Here is an 18,181-nt window from a genome sequence, read left to right as displayed (position 1 = left end):
TTATACTCTAGTGAAATTAAAAAAATATTTTTGTTTATATCGGGGTGAAGATGATACATATGCAAAAAGATATTTTAAAACTATTAGATAAAAAGCAAAGTAACTATGAATTTCCTGCCTTTGATAATGAATATATGGATATTTCGCAAGTGAAATTCTCTCTTTTCTTTAAAGATACTAAGGATTGGTTAATGGTGTTTCAACTTGTTGGTGTAGGTTCATTAGGTGTATGTAATGATATTCAAGTATATGGAGATAGAATTACTCATTCAATGGGTGATGATTGCATTTTACAATTAAATGATGGCAATTATGAGTTATTTAATGATGAAGGTGAATTTATGCCGAATATTTATAACGGCAGTTTAAAAATTCGTGAGCAGCATTTTGAATATGAATTTACAGAAGAGGATTATATAAATAATGGAATAGAAGTACAAACGACAGAGCATTATCCAACATACTTTATGCGTATGCTTGCTACTAATGAAGAAGTTAGAACATTATTATGGTGGAGTAAAGAAGAGATTTTAGAAGAGTTCGGTTTAGAAGGTAATTGGGAACTAGCGTATGAAACGGAAGAATGGAAACATGTTGAAGACGAAAAAGTAAGTGAAAATGAATTCTTCCAATCAGTAGCAGCTGCAATAGAGAAGAAAGATCCACGTATTATTGTGAAGAAGGATTCTAACACGCATTGGAGAAATTGGGTAGCGTTTGATTGTGACTGAAAAGGATAGGAGAAAGAATAATAAATGAAAAGAAGAAGAAAATCCGGAGAAAAAGTACAAATGCATCGTTTTGCACTACCTCTATGCTACGGAAGTGAAGCACCATATTATTATTACGAGGTAGCGCCCCATGAAAGAGAGGAACGCTTCCATTTAACATCAGAACTTTGCGTAATGGACGATGAGCATTACTTTATTAGAGGTTGTTTAGAGATTCCTATCATTGACTACCACGAAAACTTCATATGGACTGTGTGGGTATCACTTAGTAAAGAAAGTTATGATGAAGTATTAAAAAAGTGGGATGAGAGAGGCCGAGAAAATAGTGATCCTTATTTTGGTTGGTTATCTGTAGAAATACCATTTTATCCAGAAACATTAAATTTAAAAACAAATGTACATATAAGAGAAGTTGGAACGGCACCGTATGTTGAATTAGAGCCAACCGAGCATCCTTTAGCAATCGAACAAAGAAATGGAATTACTTTAGAGAGAGTTAAAGAAATACAAGAAATGATTCAACGACATAGCTAGATTAGAAGAGAAAAAACGAGTGCTAGCACTCGTTTTTTTCTTTACACAACCGCAGGATTATAAATCATCGTAAAGTGTCCTGGTAATAATTCAATGTGACAAGGTGTATGAAGCGAACTTTCTCCATCTGTATCTACTTCTTTTTCTTCTTTCGTTTCAATATGAATGGATTTTGCTTTTACGTGGAAGATGTCATTTTCATTTGAATCCTCGAATAGTTTCTTTCCGATGTAATCTTTAAATGCTTGAATACCTGTTGATTTGACTACGAAAATATCAAGTGTTCCGTCATCACATTTTACGTTCGGAATAAAGGATGGAATACCACCAAGATATTCACCATTTCCAACCATGACAAGGACAGCTTCGTCTTCATATACTTGTCCGTCATAAGTAATTTTTACCGGGAATGTTTCAGCATTTTTGACAGTTCGAATTGTGCTTAAATAGTAACCGATTTTACCAAGCTTTGCTTTTTCTTCTGCATCGATATTGTTTGATACTTCAGATACGAGTCCAATGCCCCAGAAGTTTAAGAAATGTTGTTCATTTGCTTTTGCAACGTCAACTGGTTTTACGTGTTCCTTTGTGATAAGTTTTGCTGCTTCTGCAATGTTTTGCGGAACACCAAGTGTGCGAGAGAAGTCATTGCAAGTTCCACCTGGAATGATTGCAAGTGTAGGTCTAGTTTCGAGAGGTGCTAAGCCATTTGTGCATTCAAATACTGTTCCATCACCACCAAAGACGATAATTAAATCTACTTTACTAGCAAACTCTTGGCAATATTTTGTTGCATCACCTTGTTTTTTCGTATGAAGGATATGTAGATCAGGAAAAGCTGCGGCAAGAGGTGGTACGATTTTTGTTAAATTTGTATGTAAGTCACCTTGACCAGCTTTCGGATTTACGATGAGGAGTACTTTTTCAAATTTTGTCTTTGTCATTTTTATTCTCTCCCTTTGTCTTTTACGAATCGTGATAGAAAATAAACTTCCATCAGTAATTAATGGAAGCTTATTTTATTATATTACTCCGTTACAACTGAAGCGATAAATGGTAAGTTACGATATTTCTCAGCACAGTCGATACCGTATCCAACGATGAATTCGTCTGGAATTTGGAAGCCAACATATTCAGCTGTTAAGTCCACTTTACGGCGTTCTGGTTTATCAAGTAGCGTACAGAACTTAAGTGCCTTTGGTTTATGCATAAAGAAGTGGTCTTTTAAGAAATGAAGTGTTAAACCAGAATCGATAATATCTTCTACAACAATTACGTTTTTTCCAGTAATGTTTACGTCGATATCTTTTAGTAGTTTCACTTTTCCTGTCGTTTCTGTTTGATTTCCGTAACTAGATGCAGAAATGAAGTCAATTGTTACATCGTTTTTGATGTGACGAATTAAATCAGCAGCAAATACGAATGAACCTTTTAATACGGCGATAACTACGATTTCTTCTCCTTCAAAGTCACGTTCGATTTGAAGTGCTAATTCTTTCACTTTTGCTTGTAATTGTTCTTCAGAAATTAAAGTGTCTTTTATTTCAATATTCATTGTAATCCTCCTACAGTGTAAAACTTGCGAACATTTCGACTGTAAAGGATAGAATAGAAAAAGTCAAAGAAGATAGTAATTTTTTACAAAGACAACGACAAAATCATCTGATGATATGATATACTAAGTATATTGAGAAAACGCTTCCATAAAGGGTGAATATGATGAAGAAGAAACAGTACACAAGTGTAACATTTATAAAAGCATTACTTTTAACAATTGTTCTTGGCCTGTTGGCTTACGTAATTGATGTACCTGCGATTCGTATTTCATTAATTGGAATGACTTTAGTGTTAGGAGCAATTTCGCACGGTATGATGTCGCAGCTAAAAGAAGCTGGACTTGATGATATGAGAGATCATATAGATAAAAAGTAAGAAACCTTCATTATATAGAGTGAAGGTTTTTTTGTTTCTTACAAAAATGTAAGGTAGTTGTAAGGCAAATCGATAGTTGCATAATAGCATTTTGGATAAACTATGGGTGTAAGGTAAAAGGCAAGCATATTTTAGGTAAATTAAGTTTTAGGCACTCTATATGTGAAAAAGGAGTAGGAGGGCATGGAGAAACGTTGGACGACCTTTTCTTTTTTAGCGACTAGTAACACCGTAATGCTAGATGGAAAAATGGATTTTTTGCACTTGTTTGATCGTGAAGATGATCATTCTTCTTCTAAATTTACAATGAAATGGAATAAATGGAGCGAGAGTTGTAGGTTTGAAGAAGAGGCCCCTAACGAAGAGCAAAAGATTATTTTAACAAACCCTATTAAAGCGTGGGTTGTTCAACGTCGTAAGTGTAACGTCAAAAATCACTTCAAGAAAACTGAGCCGAGACAATTAGTTATCGCTCCAGCCCGTTCTACTTCCAAATCACGCGAAAGTAACATGTAAATAATTGAGACACACACCCGAAAAAAACATCGTACATATTGCGATGTTTTTTTCTTTTTCTACAATGAAATCTTTAAATGAAATATATTTCATCTGCATCTTATATTTATATCTCTTGCTTATTCTAGTAATACATCCGGTGCGAGTTGATGTGAATAAAATATAAGGAGAGAATGAAAATGAAAAAGAGACTATTACCAATTTGTGCAATGGCACTTTTAACAGTAGGATATTCTTCAGTAGCGAGTGCAGATACTGGAACAGTAACAAAGGAAGAAGCGCAAGTGCAACAAGATAAAGCTAAAAAAGAAGAAGCAATTAAGGAACAGCAAAAGAGTGATGAGGAGAAAAAGCAAGCAGCGCAAGTACAAGAAAAAAGTGATATGGCTAAAAAAGAGGAAGCAATAAAAGCTGAGAAAAAAAGTGAAGAAGAGAAAAAGAGAATAGCGCAAGAACAGTTAAAAAACGATATGGCAAAAAAAGAAGCAGCGATAAAAGCCGAGCAAAAGAATGAAGTAGCTAAAAAAGAAGTAGCAAAGCCAGTTGTACAAGGTGAAAAATTACCAAATACAGCATCAAATAATGTAGCAATGATGGGATTAAGTGCATGTCTTGTAGCGGTAGGTACATTATTTGGTTTGAATCGTCGCAATAAGATTAAAGCGTAAATAAAATATTTTCCTATAAAGAATGGGATAATTTCATATATTAAAAATGGTAGGTTACTCCTACCATTTTTGGCATGGAGGAATGAAGAATGAAGTTACTCAATTATATCGGTATCATATTGATGGCTATAGGGCTATTCATGGGATCCTATTATGCTGTGGAATGGTATAAAGGAAGAAGCTCTGCCGGGCAATTAACTGCAGAAGAAATAAAGAGTCTTAAAAATATACAAGATACTCAACTTTCTCGTGAAACACCTGTAACTTCTCAAGTGCCTTCTTCTCAAACAGAACATAAAGAAGGAGAAAAGGTAGCGATGTTAAACATACCAAAAATAAAGAAGAAGTTTTCTATATATTGGGGAGCGGATGATACGACTTTGAAAAAAGGAGTGGGTATGTTCGTTAGTGATTTAACGACAACTCCATCTGGAGGGGGACATACTGTACTAAGTGGACATCGAGATACTGTATTTACAGATTTAGGAGAGTTGAAAGAAAAGGATACCCTTGTTTTAGAGTATGATAATAAAACGTACACATATGAAATTCAAAAGACATGGATTACTCATGCGGATGATCGTACTGTTATTATAAAAAAAGAAGAACCGATATTAACACTGACAACTTGTTACCCATTTAATTATATAGGGAATGCACCAGATAGATATATTATCGAGGCGAAGTTAACTGGCAGTTATTCAAAGTGAAATTATAGTTTCTGAAAGCGGGAGGGGGATATATAAATTATGTCAAAAAATATTTTAATTGTTGAAGATGAAGACATATTACGTGAAATATTAAAAGATTATTTTTTAAGTGAGCAATATGTAGTGTTTGAAGCGAGGGACGGGAAAGAGGCTTTAGTTGTATTTGAAGAAGAAGAGGTTGATTTAGTTATTTTAGATATTATGTTGCCAGAACTCGATGGATGGTCTGTTTGCCGAAGAATTCGAAAGACGTCCGAGGTGCCTATTATTATGCTGACGGCGCGCGTAGATGAAGACGATACGTTACTCGGTTTTGAACTTGGGGCAGATGACTATGTGACGAAGCCGTATAGTCCGCCAATTTTATTAGCAAGAGCGAAACGATTATTAGAAAGTAGAAAAGCATCGAAGAAACCTTTAGAGAACGAAGATGATACGTTATCGATTCATGGCATCCATGTCCATTTTCCGTCGCGTACTGTTACTGTTGATGAGGCAGATGTTAGTTTAACGCATACGGAGTTTGAAATATTGGTGTATTTCATGAAAAATCAAGGAATCGTTTTAACGCGAGAGCAACTCATTTCAAGAATTTGGGGATATGAATTTGCTGGCGATGATCGAACGGTGAATAGCCATATTCGTAATTTAAGAAATAAATTAGGAGAGAAAGCAAAGTATATTACAACTGTAGTACGCACAGGTTATAAATTTGAGGGCAATGTATGAGGAATGGAATTGTACTAAAATTATTTACTCTTACAACAGCATTATGCATGTTAATTTTAGCGACGATATTTATTGGACAAACGATATTTTTTAAACAATATTATGCGAATCGAAAAGTGGAAGATATTAAAGTGAATTTAAATTCCTTTGAGAAGAACTATTTAAATCATGCAGGAAATACAGAAGAAATTCAGAAACTAGAGCAAGACTTTTTAAGAGAAAATAATACGTGGATTACGACATTAGATAAGAACGGGAATTTAAAACATGCAGATGATTTTTATTTTGAGGTAACGATAGATCGTAGGCAACAAAAGAGCTTTGGACAACAAATATTTAAAATTCCTTTAGGCAATCTCGTCAATATAGAGGAGATTGATAATAAATTATCGGAGCATTTTTTAGGGCAAGAAATTTATTTTTCTGGAGTGAGAAAAGAAGATAGTTTTATTCCATTCTCTTTTTCTTTATCTAAGCAGAATTTAAGCGGATCTAATAAACCGTTAGAAAAAGCATTTAATGAGAAAATGAGTAAATTAAATGAGGAGAAAAAGAAAGCAGCTGTGGAACAAGTTGGTAAGGAAAAGAAGCCGGCTGTTCGGGAGCAAGTTGCTCAAGAACCAGATGTTTACATAGGAGGGCGTGTTACGAAAGTACAGTTTCCAGATGTAAAAGGCCCCGTAAATCCAATTTATAAAAACACTTTATTTTTGGATAGTATAAAAGAATTTCAAACGGATGTGTTACTAAAAGAGAGTAATCAAATAGAGTATTCAACAAAGACAATGGACTACGAAAAGAATGATATAAAATATAAATTATTAATGAAACCAATAAAAGAAAAAGACGGATCGGTAACATATATTTATGCGATGGCTTCTTTACAGCCGGTAGATGAAGCTGTACAAATGGTGCAAGATTATTATATCTATATCATTGCATTTGTAGTCGTTCTTATTTTTTTAGCTTCGTTCTATTACTCAAAACAAATTGCAAAGCCATTATTGAAAATAAATGATACAACAAAGAAAATAGCGCATTTAGACTTCACAGAAAAAATACCGATTACTTCGAAAGATGAAATTGGAGATTTATCGAAAAATATTAATGTGCTATCAAATAAACTCCATTCGCATATTGGACAGTTAGAAGAAGATATTGAAAAGGAAAGAAAGTTAGAAAAGACGCGAAAAGAATTCATTTCTGGTGTTTCACATGAATTAAAAACACCGCTAAGTATTATGAAAAGCTGTATTTCTATTTTAAAAGACGGGGTAGCTGAACATAAAAAAGAGTATTATTTTCAGGCAATGGAGAGAGAAGTAGACAAAATGGATACGTTAATTTTGGATATGCTTGAGTTAGCTAAATTTGAATCTGGTACATATAAAATGAAAAAAGCTTCGTTTTATATTGATACAGTAATTGAAGGTATATGTGAACATCTATCTGTGGAAATAGAGAAAAAAGAACTTCATATTCATAAAAATATAAGTTCATTTGAAGTGATTGCAAATCAAGGCCGGATTGAACAAGTCATCGTGAACTTCATTACGAATGCTATACGATATACACCAAATAAAGAGGATATTATTATTTCTACAATAGATGAGAAGAATCGTATAAAAGTGTGCATTGAAAATAAAGGTACTCATATTGAAGAAGAGCAATTAGATAAAATTTGGGATCGTTTTTATCGCGTGGATACAGCTCGTCAGCGTTCACAAGGTGGGACGGGGCTTGGGCTTGCTATTTCAAAGAATATTTTAGAACTACATGATGCTGAATATGGGGCAGAAAATACAGAAGATGGTGTATTATTTTATTTCTATTTACCGAAAAAAGCGTAGACAATATGATCTATGCTTTTTTAATTTATTTTCATATTATCTTTACCTAATCTTTATTTTTAATCAGTATAATTTGTTTAGAAAATGAGGTTATGTAAGGAGTCGATGAACCGTGCATAGCAATTGGCTAAGTATAATGGTATTTATTTTCTTTTGCGCATTTATTGTATTTTTAATTGATATTACGATATGAAAAAAGAGCGCTCATTAAGCGCCCTTTTTTTGTGTATTCATTTGATAAGCACTGATGCTCTTGAATAAGCGTGGTGAAGTGATAAATAAAAATATAAGTAAAACGGTACATAAAATAAAAGAACCAAGCATTGTACTTCCATTTACGATTAATGAATATAACACAGCCGATTGACCTTTCGGCGCATATTGTCCCCAGAAAATAATGCCGGCAATAAAGTGGCAGAAATAGCGAGCAAAGCTACCGATAAATGTAGCAAGGATAATATAAGCAAGGACTTTCTTACCCTGATTTTGTTTTGATGAAGGTTTGTCTTTACGGTTACCTAAATTTGATTGTTCTAAGCTATTTTCATTGGATGTTAAAAGTGCTTTTTGAATTGGACGATAGAATAAGCCAGCAAATCCGATAAAAGCAAAGGCAATGAAGTACTCAATGAATGCTTGAACAGGTGTTAAAATATAAGCATCTCCCACGACAATTTGTAATAGTCCCCAAACTAAACCGCCTAAGAAAGCTGATTTAAAGCCCCAGCGGTAAGCAATAATAAAAATAGGAATCATAGCGAATGAGATAGAACCGCCTGTTGGAAGTTTAAGTGATAATGGTAAAATATCGATAATCATGGCGAAGGCTGCAAGAATAGCAGATTCGATCATCGCTTGTAAATTGGTGTTACGCATGTTGTCTCCCCCTAAATCCAAGTTGTACAAAAAAGAATAGATATCATAGGAGGATACGAAATACGTAAATAAAAATGAGGTATGTATTTCGGACGTTTGCACAATCCCTGCGTTAGCATTAACTAACAGGTTCGAAGGGTCGGAACGAAGTGTTCCCTCTCAGCGGCATGGCTCCCCCAGTGATAACGAAATTCTTTATTTGTTATTGTTTATTGTAAGCGAAATGGATGAGAATGGCAAACGAATACAGTATGACAATAATTGAAATAGAATTGTAGCGAAATGTTAATAAATATGAAGCAAAAGGGTATAGTACAAGAGAAATTGGGTGTGGTATAATTTTTTTGAAAATAATTATCATTCTCTTCTGAGGGGGAAGGTTATGAGCTTAGTAGATATTAAAATTGGAGAGAAAGTGTTAGTAAAAAGTATTCAGTCTTTAGATCAGCTATTAAAGCGTAGACTAGCTGCTTTCGGTCTTGCTGAAGGAAGCGAACTTCGCCTGAAACAGAAAGCGATGTTCAAAGGTCCTTGTACATTGGAGTGTCGTGGACAGTTAATTAGTATTCGTCATTGTGACGCGAAAATGATAAAGGTGGAATTAGCGTGAATAAGGTAGCTTTGCTAGGGAATCCGAATACAGGGAAGACATCATTATTTAATGCACTTACTGGTTCTTATGAATACGTAGGAAACTGGAGCGGTGTAACAGTAGAAAAAAAGGTTGGTAAATTAAAAGATAGACAAGGAACATTAATTGATTTACCAGGTGTTTATGATTTAAATCCAGTTTCACGTGATGAAGGTGTTGTAACAAACTTTCTATTAACAGAAGAATTTAATCATATGTTAAATATCGTAGATTCCTCGCAGTTTGAAAGAAATATGCATTTAACGTTGCAGTTACTTGAATTTGGTAAGCCAGTCTCAATTGGTTTAAACATGGTTGATGTGGCGAAGCAAAGAGGAATTGTCATTGATGTAAAACGATTATCAGAGCTATTAGGTGTAACAGTCGTTCCTGTTGTTGCAAGAAGTGGAAAAGGCTGTGAAGAACTGCTTACGACTCTTAAAGAAAATGACAAAAAAGAGAAAAAGCCATTCCTTATTTCATATGGTGTACAAATGGATGAAGGAATTGGAGAAGTAATTGCTCTTTTAGAGACAGCGAATTACGAGCATCCGAGATGGTTAGCACTTCAATTTTTAAGCAATAACGAAGTAGTAGAAAAAGAAATGAAAGCATTACCAATTTATAAGGAACTCATAGCCATTCGATCTCGCTTAGAAGGAAGACTTGATTGTACGTTAGAAGAGCACATTTACAAAACTCGTGAAGCGTATATTGAAAAGTTAAAAACAAATGTTATGAAGCATGAGAAAGAAGGAAAAATTCCTTTTTCAGAAAAAATTGATAGATTAATTACACATAAAATTTTAGGACTTCCAATCTTTTTAGCAGTTATGTTTTTTATTTTTCAGGTTACGTTTACGTGGATTGGTACACCTTTATCGGATATGTTAGATGAGTTTTTTGGTGGCCAGCTTACGGATTGGGTGACGGCTGGACTTACAAGTATTGGAGCTTCTGATTTTATTCAAGCACTAGTTACAGAAGGTATTATTGCCGGTGTTGGTGCTGTATTAGTATTCGTACCACAAATCTTTGCACTATTCTTTTTTATTTCATTATTAGAAGACTCAGGGTATATGGCGCGAATTGCAGTTGTTATGGATAGAATTATGGAGTTTTTCGGCTTAAACGGAAAAGCTTTTATTCCGATGATTATCGGTTTTGGATGTAACGTTCCAGGTATCATGGCTGCGAGAACGATTGAACAGGAAAAAGAACGTTTACTTACCATTTTAGTAACACCATTTATGTCTTGTTCAGCACGATTACCTGTATATGCATTATTTGCGGGCGTATTTTTCCCGCATAGTCAGGCGACTGTTGTATTTTCTTTATATGTTGCAGGGATTGTTCTTGCGTTATTAGTTACAAAAATTATGTCTCTTACAATTTTGAAAGCGGAAAAGTCTATTTTCGTAATTGAATTACCGCCTTACCGTGTGCCACAAGCAAAAACATTATGGCTAAGCACGTGGGAGAAAGGAAAGGGATTTGTTCGTAAAGCTGGTACATTCATCTTTGGTGGTTCGGTTGTTATTTGGTTATTAAACTATGCAGGTCCATCAGGATTCGGCGTTGATATGGGAGATAGCTACTTAGCGATGATTGGTGGATTTATCGCACCATTATTTGCACCGCTCGGCTTCGGAACGTGGCAAGCTGCAGCATCCCTTTTAACAGGATTTTTAGCGAAGGAAGTTGTCGTTTCTACAATGGCAATTATTTATGCAGTTAAAGAAGATGTGCTTGGAAATGTAATGGGAGCACATTATACAGCATTATCAGCTTATGCATTTATGTTCTTTATTTTATTATATGTTCCGTGTTTAGCGACGGTAGCTGTTATTAAACGTGAAACAGGATCAGCGAAGTGGACGATTTTCTCAGTCGTTTATCCACTCGTAGTTGCTTATGTATTAACGCTCATTATATACCAAGTTGGATCCTTACTCGGATTCTAGAAGGAGATGTATTGTGATGATGGTCAATATTATAATTGGAGCTATCATTTTTGGTTATGCAGCATATACGTTAGTTAATTTTGTAAAGAGAAGTAAAAAAGGAAAATGCGCGGCATGTTCTTTAAATAAGTCATGTCAGTCGCAAACTTGTAGCCCGGATATGGAGCAAATTGCTCATAATAAATAGAAAAAAGCTTTGCGAATTTCGCAAAGCTTTTTTGTTTTACTTTTTAATTTTTACAAGTTGAGAAGCTTCTACGCCTTTGTAACCAGGGAATTCTTTACTTGGGTCTTTATCAAATTTTAATACACCTACAGATTTTTCATCACCTTTTACATTGCTGTAAGTTGCGTCATCGACAATCGCATACATATCTGTATATGCACGACCACTTCCGATAATTGTGTTGCCTTCATATTTTAATTTTGCCCCATCAAGTGCAGCATTTTCTACTTTTTCTTTTGCAAATAATACACCTTGTTCTGTTGTTACAGCTGGTAATTTATCAAGTGGTTTCGTGTTGTCTTTTTCATCAACTTTGCTAAGTAACTCTTTTTTCACTAGTTCTTCACCAGTTTTCTTATCCATTACAAGAACTTTTTTACCATCTAATGTTGTCATTTTCATTTTATAGAAGTCTTTTTCTTTCACTTCTTTTTTGTTTTTATCTGTAATTTGCTGAACTTGTTCTTCTGATCCGTACAGTACAAAGCCGTTCGCTTTCTCTCCTAATAAAGAACAACCTGATAATGCTCCAAGTGAAATTGCTGCTGCTAATCCGATTCCTACTAATTTTTTCATGATGATTTCTCCTTTTATATGTTTTATAGTAAATACAATTTTTGTATTAGTGCTTACATGTGAAGAAGCTTGTTTGTTGCTTCTGATATTAGTGTATAAGAAATATTGGAATGCAACTATCGAGTTAGCTTACAGTAACATTACACTTATGTAATTTAGTGAAATTGCACAAAAGTAAGTTAACTCCAAATAGATATAATTATAATATATTGTAAATGCAATATTGTGTATAAAATGTCATATTATAATGGATGTATTTTGGAAATAACATGTAAGGACATATTAGTTTTGTTATAATAAACACATAGGCTGTAAAATGAATATTCTTTACTGTAAAGGGAGATTTTTCAGTTTTCCAAGTAGTGAATTTGAAATATGAGGTATATCATAGGAGGAATTTAGATGTCTGTATTTAAACGATTAAGAGATTTAACAATGTCAAATGTGTATTCGTTAATTGAAAAAGCGGAAGATCCAGTTAAGATGACTGATCAATATTTACGCGATATGCAAGCCGATGTACAAGAGGCTGAGAAAAGTGTAGCAGCTCAAATCGCACTTGAGAAGAAATTCAAAATATTATTTGAAGAGCAAGAAGCACTTGTGAAAAAACGTGAAGAGCAGGCTCATACGGCTGTTCAAGCTAATAACTTAGATCTTGCGCGTCGTGCATTAGAAGAAAAACAAAATGCAGAGCAAAAAATGAATGAGTATAAAGCAAGCTACGAGCAAAATAAAGCTGCTGCTGATAACCTGCGCCTAAAGCTAGAAGAAATGCGTAAGCAATTAAATGAGCTGAAAAATAAACGTGAAACACTTGTAGCGCGTGTAAATGCGGCGAAAGCACAAAAGAATATTAATCAGGCGATGTCTGGATTTGATTCAAACTCAGCAAAAGCTGGTTTAAGCCGTATGGAAGAGAAAGCCCTTCAATTAGAGGCTGAAGCGGAAGCAAGCGGTGAAGTTTATAAGAAAGAAAAATCATTAGATGATGAATTCGCAAGCTTAAACAAAAATTCTGCTGTTGACGATGAATTAGCTCGTATTATGAAGCAGTATGAGAAATAATATAGAATAAAGACAAATGAACCGACATGTCTAAACAAATTCATGTCGGTTTTCTATTACTTTTTAGAGGAGGTTTTGCAATGACATGGATGAATGTAGTTGCCATGCTTGTATGGACTGGAGCGAGTGCAGTACTTTTATTTGCAATTATGTGGGTTGATTCAATTTTTACAAAATACAATGACTTAAAAGAAATAAAAAATGGAAATACAGCTGTAACAACTCGTTTTATTATGAAATTATTTGCACAAGGGTACATTTTATCCCAATCAATAACGAAAGCAAATGATTTATGGCAAGCACTTCTTGCATCAGCAGTTTCTTTCGTTATTTTATTAGTGGTAGAAATGTTTATCGAATTCGTATTAAAGAAAATGTCTGGTCTTGATTTAGAAGAGGGTACGAAAGAAGGTAGCGTTGCACATGCGATGTTAGCCGGATCATTACATATTGTTGGTGCACTAATTTTAGGTGCGTGTTTATAAAGAGAAAAGGAGGGGTAGATCATGAGTTTATTTAAACGAATTAAAAATATAATGAAAAGCCCAGAGCCACCGAAGCCGGAAAAGAGTCTTTTAACGTTAGCTCCTGGCGATATGATTGAAGTTTCATTAGTTATGTATGAATTAATTGGGAAAACGAGTATGCATTCTCGTAAAGAAATTGTTTTAACACTACAAGACGGGAAAGATATTCGTTATTTAAAAATTGAAGACCGAGAAAATACGTATTACAAATTATATACTCCAATTGATGGTCGCTTAGATTCAATTGATGAAATTCCGACGACAATTGAAATGGATGATACCGAGTACCATATGGAAGAACAATATAACGGACGTGTTGTTGTGATGGGAAAAACTCCGTTCTCAGCTTCAGAAGAACAGTATATATGGGAATTCCAATCAGATAATCGAAAATTATTGCGTATTGAATGGCAAAATGGTCGCACGATGATGTATGAGGGAGAAGCAATCATTCCTGCTGATGTACAAATTATAAGAGCAACGTAAGGGGGCGTAATCATGTCAAACCGATTGTTTACCATGATTAAATCGTTTGTGATCCCTATACTTGCTATCGTTATATTACTTGTTGTTGCTGGTTATGCCTTATCAGGTTGTCAAGGCGGGCAGACAAAGTCGATTCAAGACCGTTATCCACTTGAATCTGTTGCCAAGGAAGGTAAACAAGAATCTTACGTGTATAGGGCCGCCAATCGGTCAGTTCCTGAAGTCGCAAAGGAACTCATTAATGAAAGAGAACCGCAGCAAGCATCTAAAGAAGACGAAAATCAAATGTTCCTCGTTTATTCTGATAAGATTTATAACCTGCAAAAGGATAAAGAGAAACCATCTGATACGTTAATTGAAATAAGTAATAAAGAATTTGTCCGTCAAAATTACCAACCGTCCTTCTTGCAAGGATATATTATGGGTAGCATATTAAACGATATATTCGGTTCACGAAAATCATCATACGGTGATTATCGAGGATATAACGATAGACAAAATCATAAACCAGTTATTCCAGAGAGACCACCTACAAAAGAAGAAAAGAAAACCCCACCTCCAATTACGAAGGAAGGGAAAGGGTCTATCATTAAGCGAGGCGATAATGTAGATTCGAAACCATCAGTAGGTGATAAGGGAAGTATTACTGAAAAAGGAAGTAATACGACGCCCCCACCTTCTACTGGAAGCAAGGGTAAAATTACAAAAACACCAGGCGGTTCAAGCGGATCAGATGTGAAGCCAAAATCATCTATTAAAACGCCGCCAAGGAATACATCTCCTCCGAAAACGAGGGTCGGTGGTTCAGGAAAAATTACGAAGAGAAGATAGTGTAGAGACCGAAAAGTGGAATTTGCTTTTTGGTCTTTTTTTATTATGGGAATTAATTCCTCTCATGTGGTACGATTTAGGCATAAGGGAGGAAGTAAAAATATATCAGCGATTATTGAAATATATCGACTTACCGACAAAAACTGACAACGATAGCAACTTAATAATAAAAAGAGGGTGTGCCAAAATTTTGGCACACCCTCTTTTTCATAACGATTAATGAATATCACGTTTCTTAAAGTTACCGCCTTTTACTTCTGCTACGTCATAAACTGTAATAAAGGCGTGTGGATCGATTTCATTAATAAGTTCTTTCATTTTACTTTCTTCTAAACGGTTAATTACACATGAAATTTCTTTAAACTTCTCTCTTGAATAACCACCGTATACTTCGTTATATGTTGCACTTCGGCCTAAACGATCGCGAATTGTTTCTACCATTAATTCAGGCTCTTTTGTAATAATTTTAAATGCTTTTGAACCACTTAAACCAACTTCAACGATATGAATCACTTTCGAAGCGATAAAGTAAGCAATTGCCGAAAGGATAGCTCCTTGCAGGCCGAATACCGTTGATACGAAAATAAATACGAACATGTTTAAGAATAAAATAAGGTCACTCGTTCCAAATGGTAACTTACGAGAAAGCAATACAGCAAGCATATCGATTCCATCTAATGCCCCACCGTTACGTAATGCTAGTCCCATACCAAAACCGATGATAATACCACCAACAACTGTAACTAATAATGTATCGCCTTCAATAATAGCTGGTATTCCGTGCATGACAACGGTACCTACTGCTAATGAAGCAATTCCGATAATAGAATAAATCGCAAAGCTTTTACCGATTTGCTTATACCCTAACCAAACGAAAGGAATGTTAATAACTGCGATTAGAGCTCCTAATGGCAATCCAAATAATCTTGAACTAACGATACTTAAACCAGTTACACCACCGTCTGATACGTTATTTGGAATTAATACTGCTTCTAATCCGTACGCTGTGATAAATGCCCCAATAATAATCATCAAAGCTTTTGAAGCAATTCTTAGCTTATTGGGCTTGTTTTTGATAATTTTCTCCATGTAATTTCCTCGTTTCAAACTAGTTTCTTATTTGTTACGTAATTCACACCTAAATTTTATTTTAACATTTAATTTGAAAAAATTCTCCTTTAATGGATGTATGCAGGGAATATTATCACCATATTATCTTTAAAATATTTTTGAAATCAGTATAAGAAATCCCATCCTTTCAAAGGATGGGATGCTATTAAGAAAATATAAAACTAAGTACTGATACGAATAAAGCGAAACCTAAAATAGTTCCACATATTTTCATATGGCGCTTGCGTCCCATTACGACAATCGCAACATATTCACGGATCATTGCGTTAGGCCAGTAATAAAATGCAGTTTTTGATCCGATTCCTTGGCTATTAAGACCGGCTTGTCTTGCATATATACCAGCACGGAAAAGGTGGAAATTATTCGTTGTAAAAATACTTTTATATTTACCTTCTGGTTTTAAAGAATCCATAATTTCTTTAGAGAACAGCATATTTTGATATGTGTTTACAGAGCGATTTTCCTGGACTGTATGTTCAAGAGGAATTCCTTTTTCAACAGCGTAACTTTGCATCGCTTCCGCTTCTGGAAGACCTTCATCTGGACCTTGTCCACCAGAAAAAATAATTGTTGGTGGTGTATTAACAGCGGCTTGTTTCCAATAGAAGTCAATCGCTTTATTAATGCGGCTTGCAAGTAAAGGTGGTACTTTATCATTAATTAAGCCGCTACCAAGAACGATGATGAAATCTTGATTACGTCTTGGTCTGTTGAATTGGTATAAAAAATATGCACTTAAGAAGTTAGATAAGTGTATAAAGAAATATATGCTTATAAGAGAAATAGCTGCAAAAATAGGCTCTAAATGCGATGAAACCAAACTTGCTGGATTTATAATAGGGAGTAACATAAAGAATAACATCCCTAAAGCAGCAAGGAGTGTTAAACAGTTAGTGAACCGTCGTCCTTCTCGCTTCATTAAAATTCTAGCATTAAGAAATAGCCCAAACATTAAAGCAACAATACCGAAAGGAAGCATAATGAGAAGTGCTAAAAAAGGTAAAAATATAATGTAGCGTAGGACATCACTATCTGAGTTCAATGATACAATCACACAAAAAAGAAGGAAAAAACAGATAAAGGCATTAAATAAAAAGCCGTTTATTATTTTTCGCGGATCTTTTAAATATGAGATAAGAAAAATAATAAATAATATAAGAGGAATAATTCCGAAATACATCATAAATATAGTACACCTCAACTTGTATAAGAATTTGACATACCTTTTATATTACATGATTTTATAAGTGAAAATGAAAGAAAAAGGATTTTGAATTTTCTCAATAAAATATATAGATACGTATGTTACAATATATTCAAAGCGATATATTAAAAGTAAAATGGTTGAAAAGGCACTCAGTAGAGTGCTTTTTCTTTTTGTATGCAATTGTGCATATTATATTTTTTTTCAAATGAAGAGGATTACAATATAAGTTGTAGACAGACTTTATAAAGCAGAATTTCATACAAACATTTCCCTCTACTTTTTGTATCTAACAATCGTATAACAATAAATAATTCTGTTTTATAGTGTCTGTTTTTGAAAGGTGTCTTTTTTGAAGGCACCTTTTTTTATTAGTATAGATAGTTTACACTGTTAGCATAGTGTAAACTATCTATACTAAACATTAGCAATCTTCCGTATAAATATTATCAATTTACTATATATTCCAGTGGTGCTAACCTACATATGAAAGGCTTTCTTTTTCAAAATATTACCCCTAATAAAATTTTGAAGAAGTCAACTGTCTCCAAACTTGTCTTTATGCTTAAAGAAAAAGCACTCAAATTGAGTGCTTTTTCTTATTGAAACATGCTATTTTTCTAGGCGATTTTCATAAAATAAAAGTAAAGAAATGAAAGTGGGTGACAAAATGCCGGCAGTTGTGGAAGGTGTTATTATTGAAAACTGCAATGGAACAATTAATGTAGGTGACAAATATAACGTACAGCCGATTGAAAAGACGAAGGCTTATAATGGATCGGGATCATCAAATACAGGAATGAAAGTACAAACGTTTAGCGGGATTAGTACAGCTGATGTATGGGATAATGATGCGAATGATCAGGGGATACAGTTTACTTTATAGTACAGTATGTAAAATTGCATAAAATGATGAAGTTGCCCTATGATACAATCTAGCTGTGAGCTGTTAATGATTCTTCTGTAGTATAGTTGTTAGATTAGAAATATA

Annotated in this window: 22 protein-coding genes and 1 riboswitch; of the genes, 16 read left to right on the top strand and 6 right to left on the bottom strand. The window is 34.3% G+C overall.

Going from position 1 to position 18,181, the window contains the following annotated elements; translation table 11 throughout:
• Nucleotides 1–59 precede the first annotated feature (59 nt).
• Together C3Y97_RS24375 and C3Y97_RS24370 are read left to right on the top strand one after the other, a co-directional pair.
• Nucleotides 60–731, top strand: coding sequence for a DUF7003 family protein (locus C3Y97_RS24375; protein ID WP_001168101.1), 672 nt, complete (start codon nucleotides 60–62; stop codon nucleotides 729–731).
• A 24-nt stretch (nucleotides 732–755) separates the two neighbouring features.
• Nucleotides 756–1,265, top strand: coding sequence for a DUF2199 domain-containing protein (locus C3Y97_RS24370; protein WP_000830215.1), 510 nt, complete (start codon nucleotides 756–758; stop codon nucleotides 1,263–1,265).
• Between the two features lie 41 nt (nucleotides 1,266–1,306).
• On the opposite strand, the gene C3Y97_RS24365 is transcribed toward C3Y97_RS24370, so the two are convergent.
• Both C3Y97_RS24365 and hpt read right to left on the bottom strand, forming a co-directional pair.
• Nucleotides 1,307–2,209 (bottom strand): diacylglycerol/lipid kinase family protein, encoded by a 903-nt coding sequence (locus C3Y97_RS24365; RefSeq protein ID WP_000167902.1) that lies wholly within the window; start codon nucleotides 2,207–2,209, stop codon nucleotides 1,307–1,309.
• Nucleotides 2,210–2,292: 83 nt separating this feature from the next.
• Nucleotides 2,293–2,820 (bottom strand): hypoxanthine phosphoribosyltransferase, encoded by a 528-nt coding sequence (gene hpt, locus C3Y97_RS24360; protein WP_001019295.1) that lies wholly within the window; start codon nucleotides 2,818–2,820, stop codon nucleotides 2,293–2,295.
• A gap of 161 nt (nucleotides 2,821–2,981) precedes the next feature.
• On the opposite strand from hpt, the gene C3Y97_RS24355 reads away from it, so the two are divergent.
• The 6 genes from C3Y97_RS24355 (at nucleotide 2,982) to C3Y97_RS24330 (ending at nucleotide 7,670) form a co-directional block, all read left to right on the top strand.
• Nucleotides 2,982–3,197: a hypothetical protein gene (locus C3Y97_RS24355; RefSeq protein WP_002001286.1), complete on the top strand. Its 216-nt coding sequence runs from the start codon at nucleotides 2,982–2,984 to the stop codon at nucleotides 3,195–3,197.
• 183 nt (nucleotides 3,198–3,380) lie between these two features.
• Entirely contained in the window at nucleotides 3,381–3,713 is a 333-nt protein-coding gene (locus tag C3Y97_RS24350; RefSeq protein ID WP_000415613.1) for a hypothetical protein, read from the top strand.
• A 179-nt stretch (nucleotides 3,714–3,892) separates the two neighbouring features.
• The gene (locus C3Y97_RS24345) at nucleotides 3,893–4,381 is read left to right on the top strand and encodes an LPXTG cell wall anchor domain-containing protein (protein WP_000746708.1); all 489 of its coding nucleotides are present in this window, start codon (nucleotides 3,893–3,895) and stop codon (nucleotides 4,379–4,381) included.
• A gap of 89 nt (nucleotides 4,382–4,470) precedes the next feature.
• Nucleotides 4,471–5,091: a class D sortase gene (locus C3Y97_RS24340; protein WP_000771595.1), complete on the top strand. Its 621-nt coding sequence runs from the start codon at nucleotides 4,471–4,473 to the stop codon at nucleotides 5,089–5,091.
• Nucleotides 5,092–5,130: 39 nt separating this feature from the next.
• Entirely contained in the window at nucleotides 5,131–5,820 is a 690-nt protein-coding gene (locus tag C3Y97_RS24335) for a response regulator transcription factor (protein ID WP_000041848.1), read from the top strand.
• On the top strand, nucleotides 5,817–7,670 hold the full coding sequence (locus tag C3Y97_RS24330; protein ID WP_098212820.1) for a sensor histidine kinase: 1,854 nt from the start codon (nucleotides 5,817–5,819) through the stop codon (nucleotides 7,668–7,670). Before C3Y97_RS24335 ends, C3Y97_RS24330 begins: the two co-directional genes overlap by 4 nt.
• A gap of 207 nt (nucleotides 7,671–7,877) precedes the next feature.
• Here C3Y97_RS24330 and thiT read toward each other — a convergent pair whose 3' ends face one another.
• On the bottom strand, nucleotides 7,878–8,546 hold the full coding sequence (gene thiT, locus C3Y97_RS24325; RefSeq protein ID WP_001246588.1) for an energy-coupled thiamine transporter ThiT: 669 nt from the start codon (nucleotides 8,544–8,546) through the stop codon (nucleotides 7,878–7,880).
• A gap of 86 nt (nucleotides 8,547–8,632) precedes the next feature.
• Nucleotides 8,633–8,734, bottom strand: a riboswitch (TPP riboswitch).
• A gap of 194 nt (nucleotides 8,735–8,928) precedes the next feature.
• Here thiT and C3Y97_RS24320 point away from each other — a divergent pair.
• Genes C3Y97_RS24320 through C3Y97_RS24310 form a run of 3 tightly spaced genes read left to right on the top strand, consistent with a single transcriptional unit; the run spans nucleotide 8,929 to nucleotide 11,328 of the window.
• Entirely contained in the window at nucleotides 8,929–9,156 is a 228-nt protein-coding gene (locus tag C3Y97_RS24320) for a FeoA family protein (RefSeq protein ID WP_000060512.1), read from the top strand.
• Nucleotides 9,153–11,141 carry a ferrous iron transport protein B gene (gene feoB, locus C3Y97_RS24315; RefSeq protein ID WP_001044840.1) on the top strand — a complete coding sequence of 663 codons (1,989 nt, stop codon included), beginning with the start codon at nucleotides 9,153–9,155 and terminating at the stop codon, nucleotides 11,139–11,141. The genes C3Y97_RS24320 and feoB overlap by 4 nt, the downstream gene beginning before the upstream one ends.
• 16 nt (nucleotides 11,142–11,157) lie before the next feature.
• Entirely contained in the window at nucleotides 11,158–11,328 is a 171-nt protein-coding gene (locus C3Y97_RS24310; RefSeq protein ID WP_000989598.1) for a FeoB-associated Cys-rich membrane protein, read from the top strand.
• A gap of 36 nt (nucleotides 11,329–11,364) precedes the next feature.
• Here C3Y97_RS24310 and C3Y97_RS24305 read toward each other — a convergent pair whose 3' ends face one another.
• Nucleotides 11,365–11,943 carry a lipoprotein BA_5634 family protein gene (locus C3Y97_RS24305; RefSeq protein WP_000737501.1) on the bottom strand — a complete coding sequence of 193 codons (579 nt, stop codon included), beginning with the start codon at nucleotides 11,941–11,943 and terminating at the stop codon, nucleotides 11,365–11,367.
• A 402-nt stretch (nucleotides 11,944–12,345) separates the two neighbouring features.
• On the opposite strand from C3Y97_RS24305, the gene C3Y97_RS24300 reads away from it, so the two are divergent.
• The 4 genes from C3Y97_RS24300 to C3Y97_RS24285 all read left to right on the top strand — a co-directional run bounded on the left by C3Y97_RS24300 (nucleotide 12,346) and on the right by C3Y97_RS24285 (nucleotide 14,855).
• Complete coding sequence (locus tag C3Y97_RS24300; RefSeq protein ID WP_000110290.1) at nucleotides 12,346–13,011, top strand: PspA/IM30 family protein; 666 nt, start codon at nucleotides 12,346–12,348, stop codon at nucleotides 13,009–13,011.
• An 80-nt stretch (nucleotides 13,012–13,091) separates the two neighbouring features.
• A complete protein-coding gene (locus tag C3Y97_RS24295; protein WP_000220087.1) occupies nucleotides 13,092–13,496 on the top strand; it encodes a DUF350 domain-containing protein in 405 nt (134 codons plus the stop codon).
• Nucleotides 13,497–13,517: 21 nt separating this feature from the next.
• Entirely contained in the window at nucleotides 13,518–14,024 is a 507-nt protein-coding gene (locus tag C3Y97_RS24290; protein WP_000051745.1) for a DUF4178 domain-containing protein, read from the top strand.
• A 12-nt stretch (nucleotides 14,025–14,036) separates the two neighbouring features.
• On the top strand, nucleotides 14,037–14,855 hold the full coding sequence (locus tag C3Y97_RS24285) for a DUF4247 domain-containing protein (protein WP_000071199.1): 819 nt from the start codon (nucleotides 14,037–14,039) through the stop codon (nucleotides 14,853–14,855).
• 216 nt (nucleotides 14,856–15,071) lie between these two features.
• Here the strand turns inward: C3Y97_RS24285 and C3Y97_RS24280 are convergent, their stop codons facing one another.
• Nucleotides 15,072–15,944, bottom strand: coding sequence for a YitT family protein (locus C3Y97_RS24280; protein ID WP_000411246.1), 873 nt, complete (start codon nucleotides 15,942–15,944; stop codon nucleotides 15,072–15,074).
• A gap of 187 nt (nucleotides 15,945–16,131) precedes the next feature.
• Complete coding sequence (locus tag C3Y97_RS24275) at nucleotides 16,132–17,169, bottom strand: YdcF family protein (RefSeq protein ID WP_000990094.1); 1,038 nt, start codon at nucleotides 17,167–17,169, stop codon at nucleotides 16,132–16,134.
• Nucleotides 17,170–17,842: 673 nt separating this feature from the next.
• On the opposite strand from C3Y97_RS24275, the gene C3Y97_RS24270 reads away from it, so the two are divergent.
• Nucleotides 17,843–18,076: a spore germination protein gene (locus C3Y97_RS24270; protein ID WP_002001299.1), complete on the top strand. Its 234-nt coding sequence runs from the start codon at nucleotides 17,843–17,845 to the stop codon at nucleotides 18,074–18,076.
• Nucleotides 18,077–18,181: the final 105 nt, after the last annotated feature.

This window comes from Bacillus sp. DU-106, assembly GCF_004799705.1.
In the GTDB taxonomy this organism is placed as follows: domain Bacteria; phylum Bacillota; class Bacilli; order Bacillales; family Bacillaceae_G; genus Bacillus_A; species Bacillus_A cereus.
Note: the sequence above shows the minus strand (reverse complement) of the source record. Positions and strands in the feature narration are given on the sequence as shown.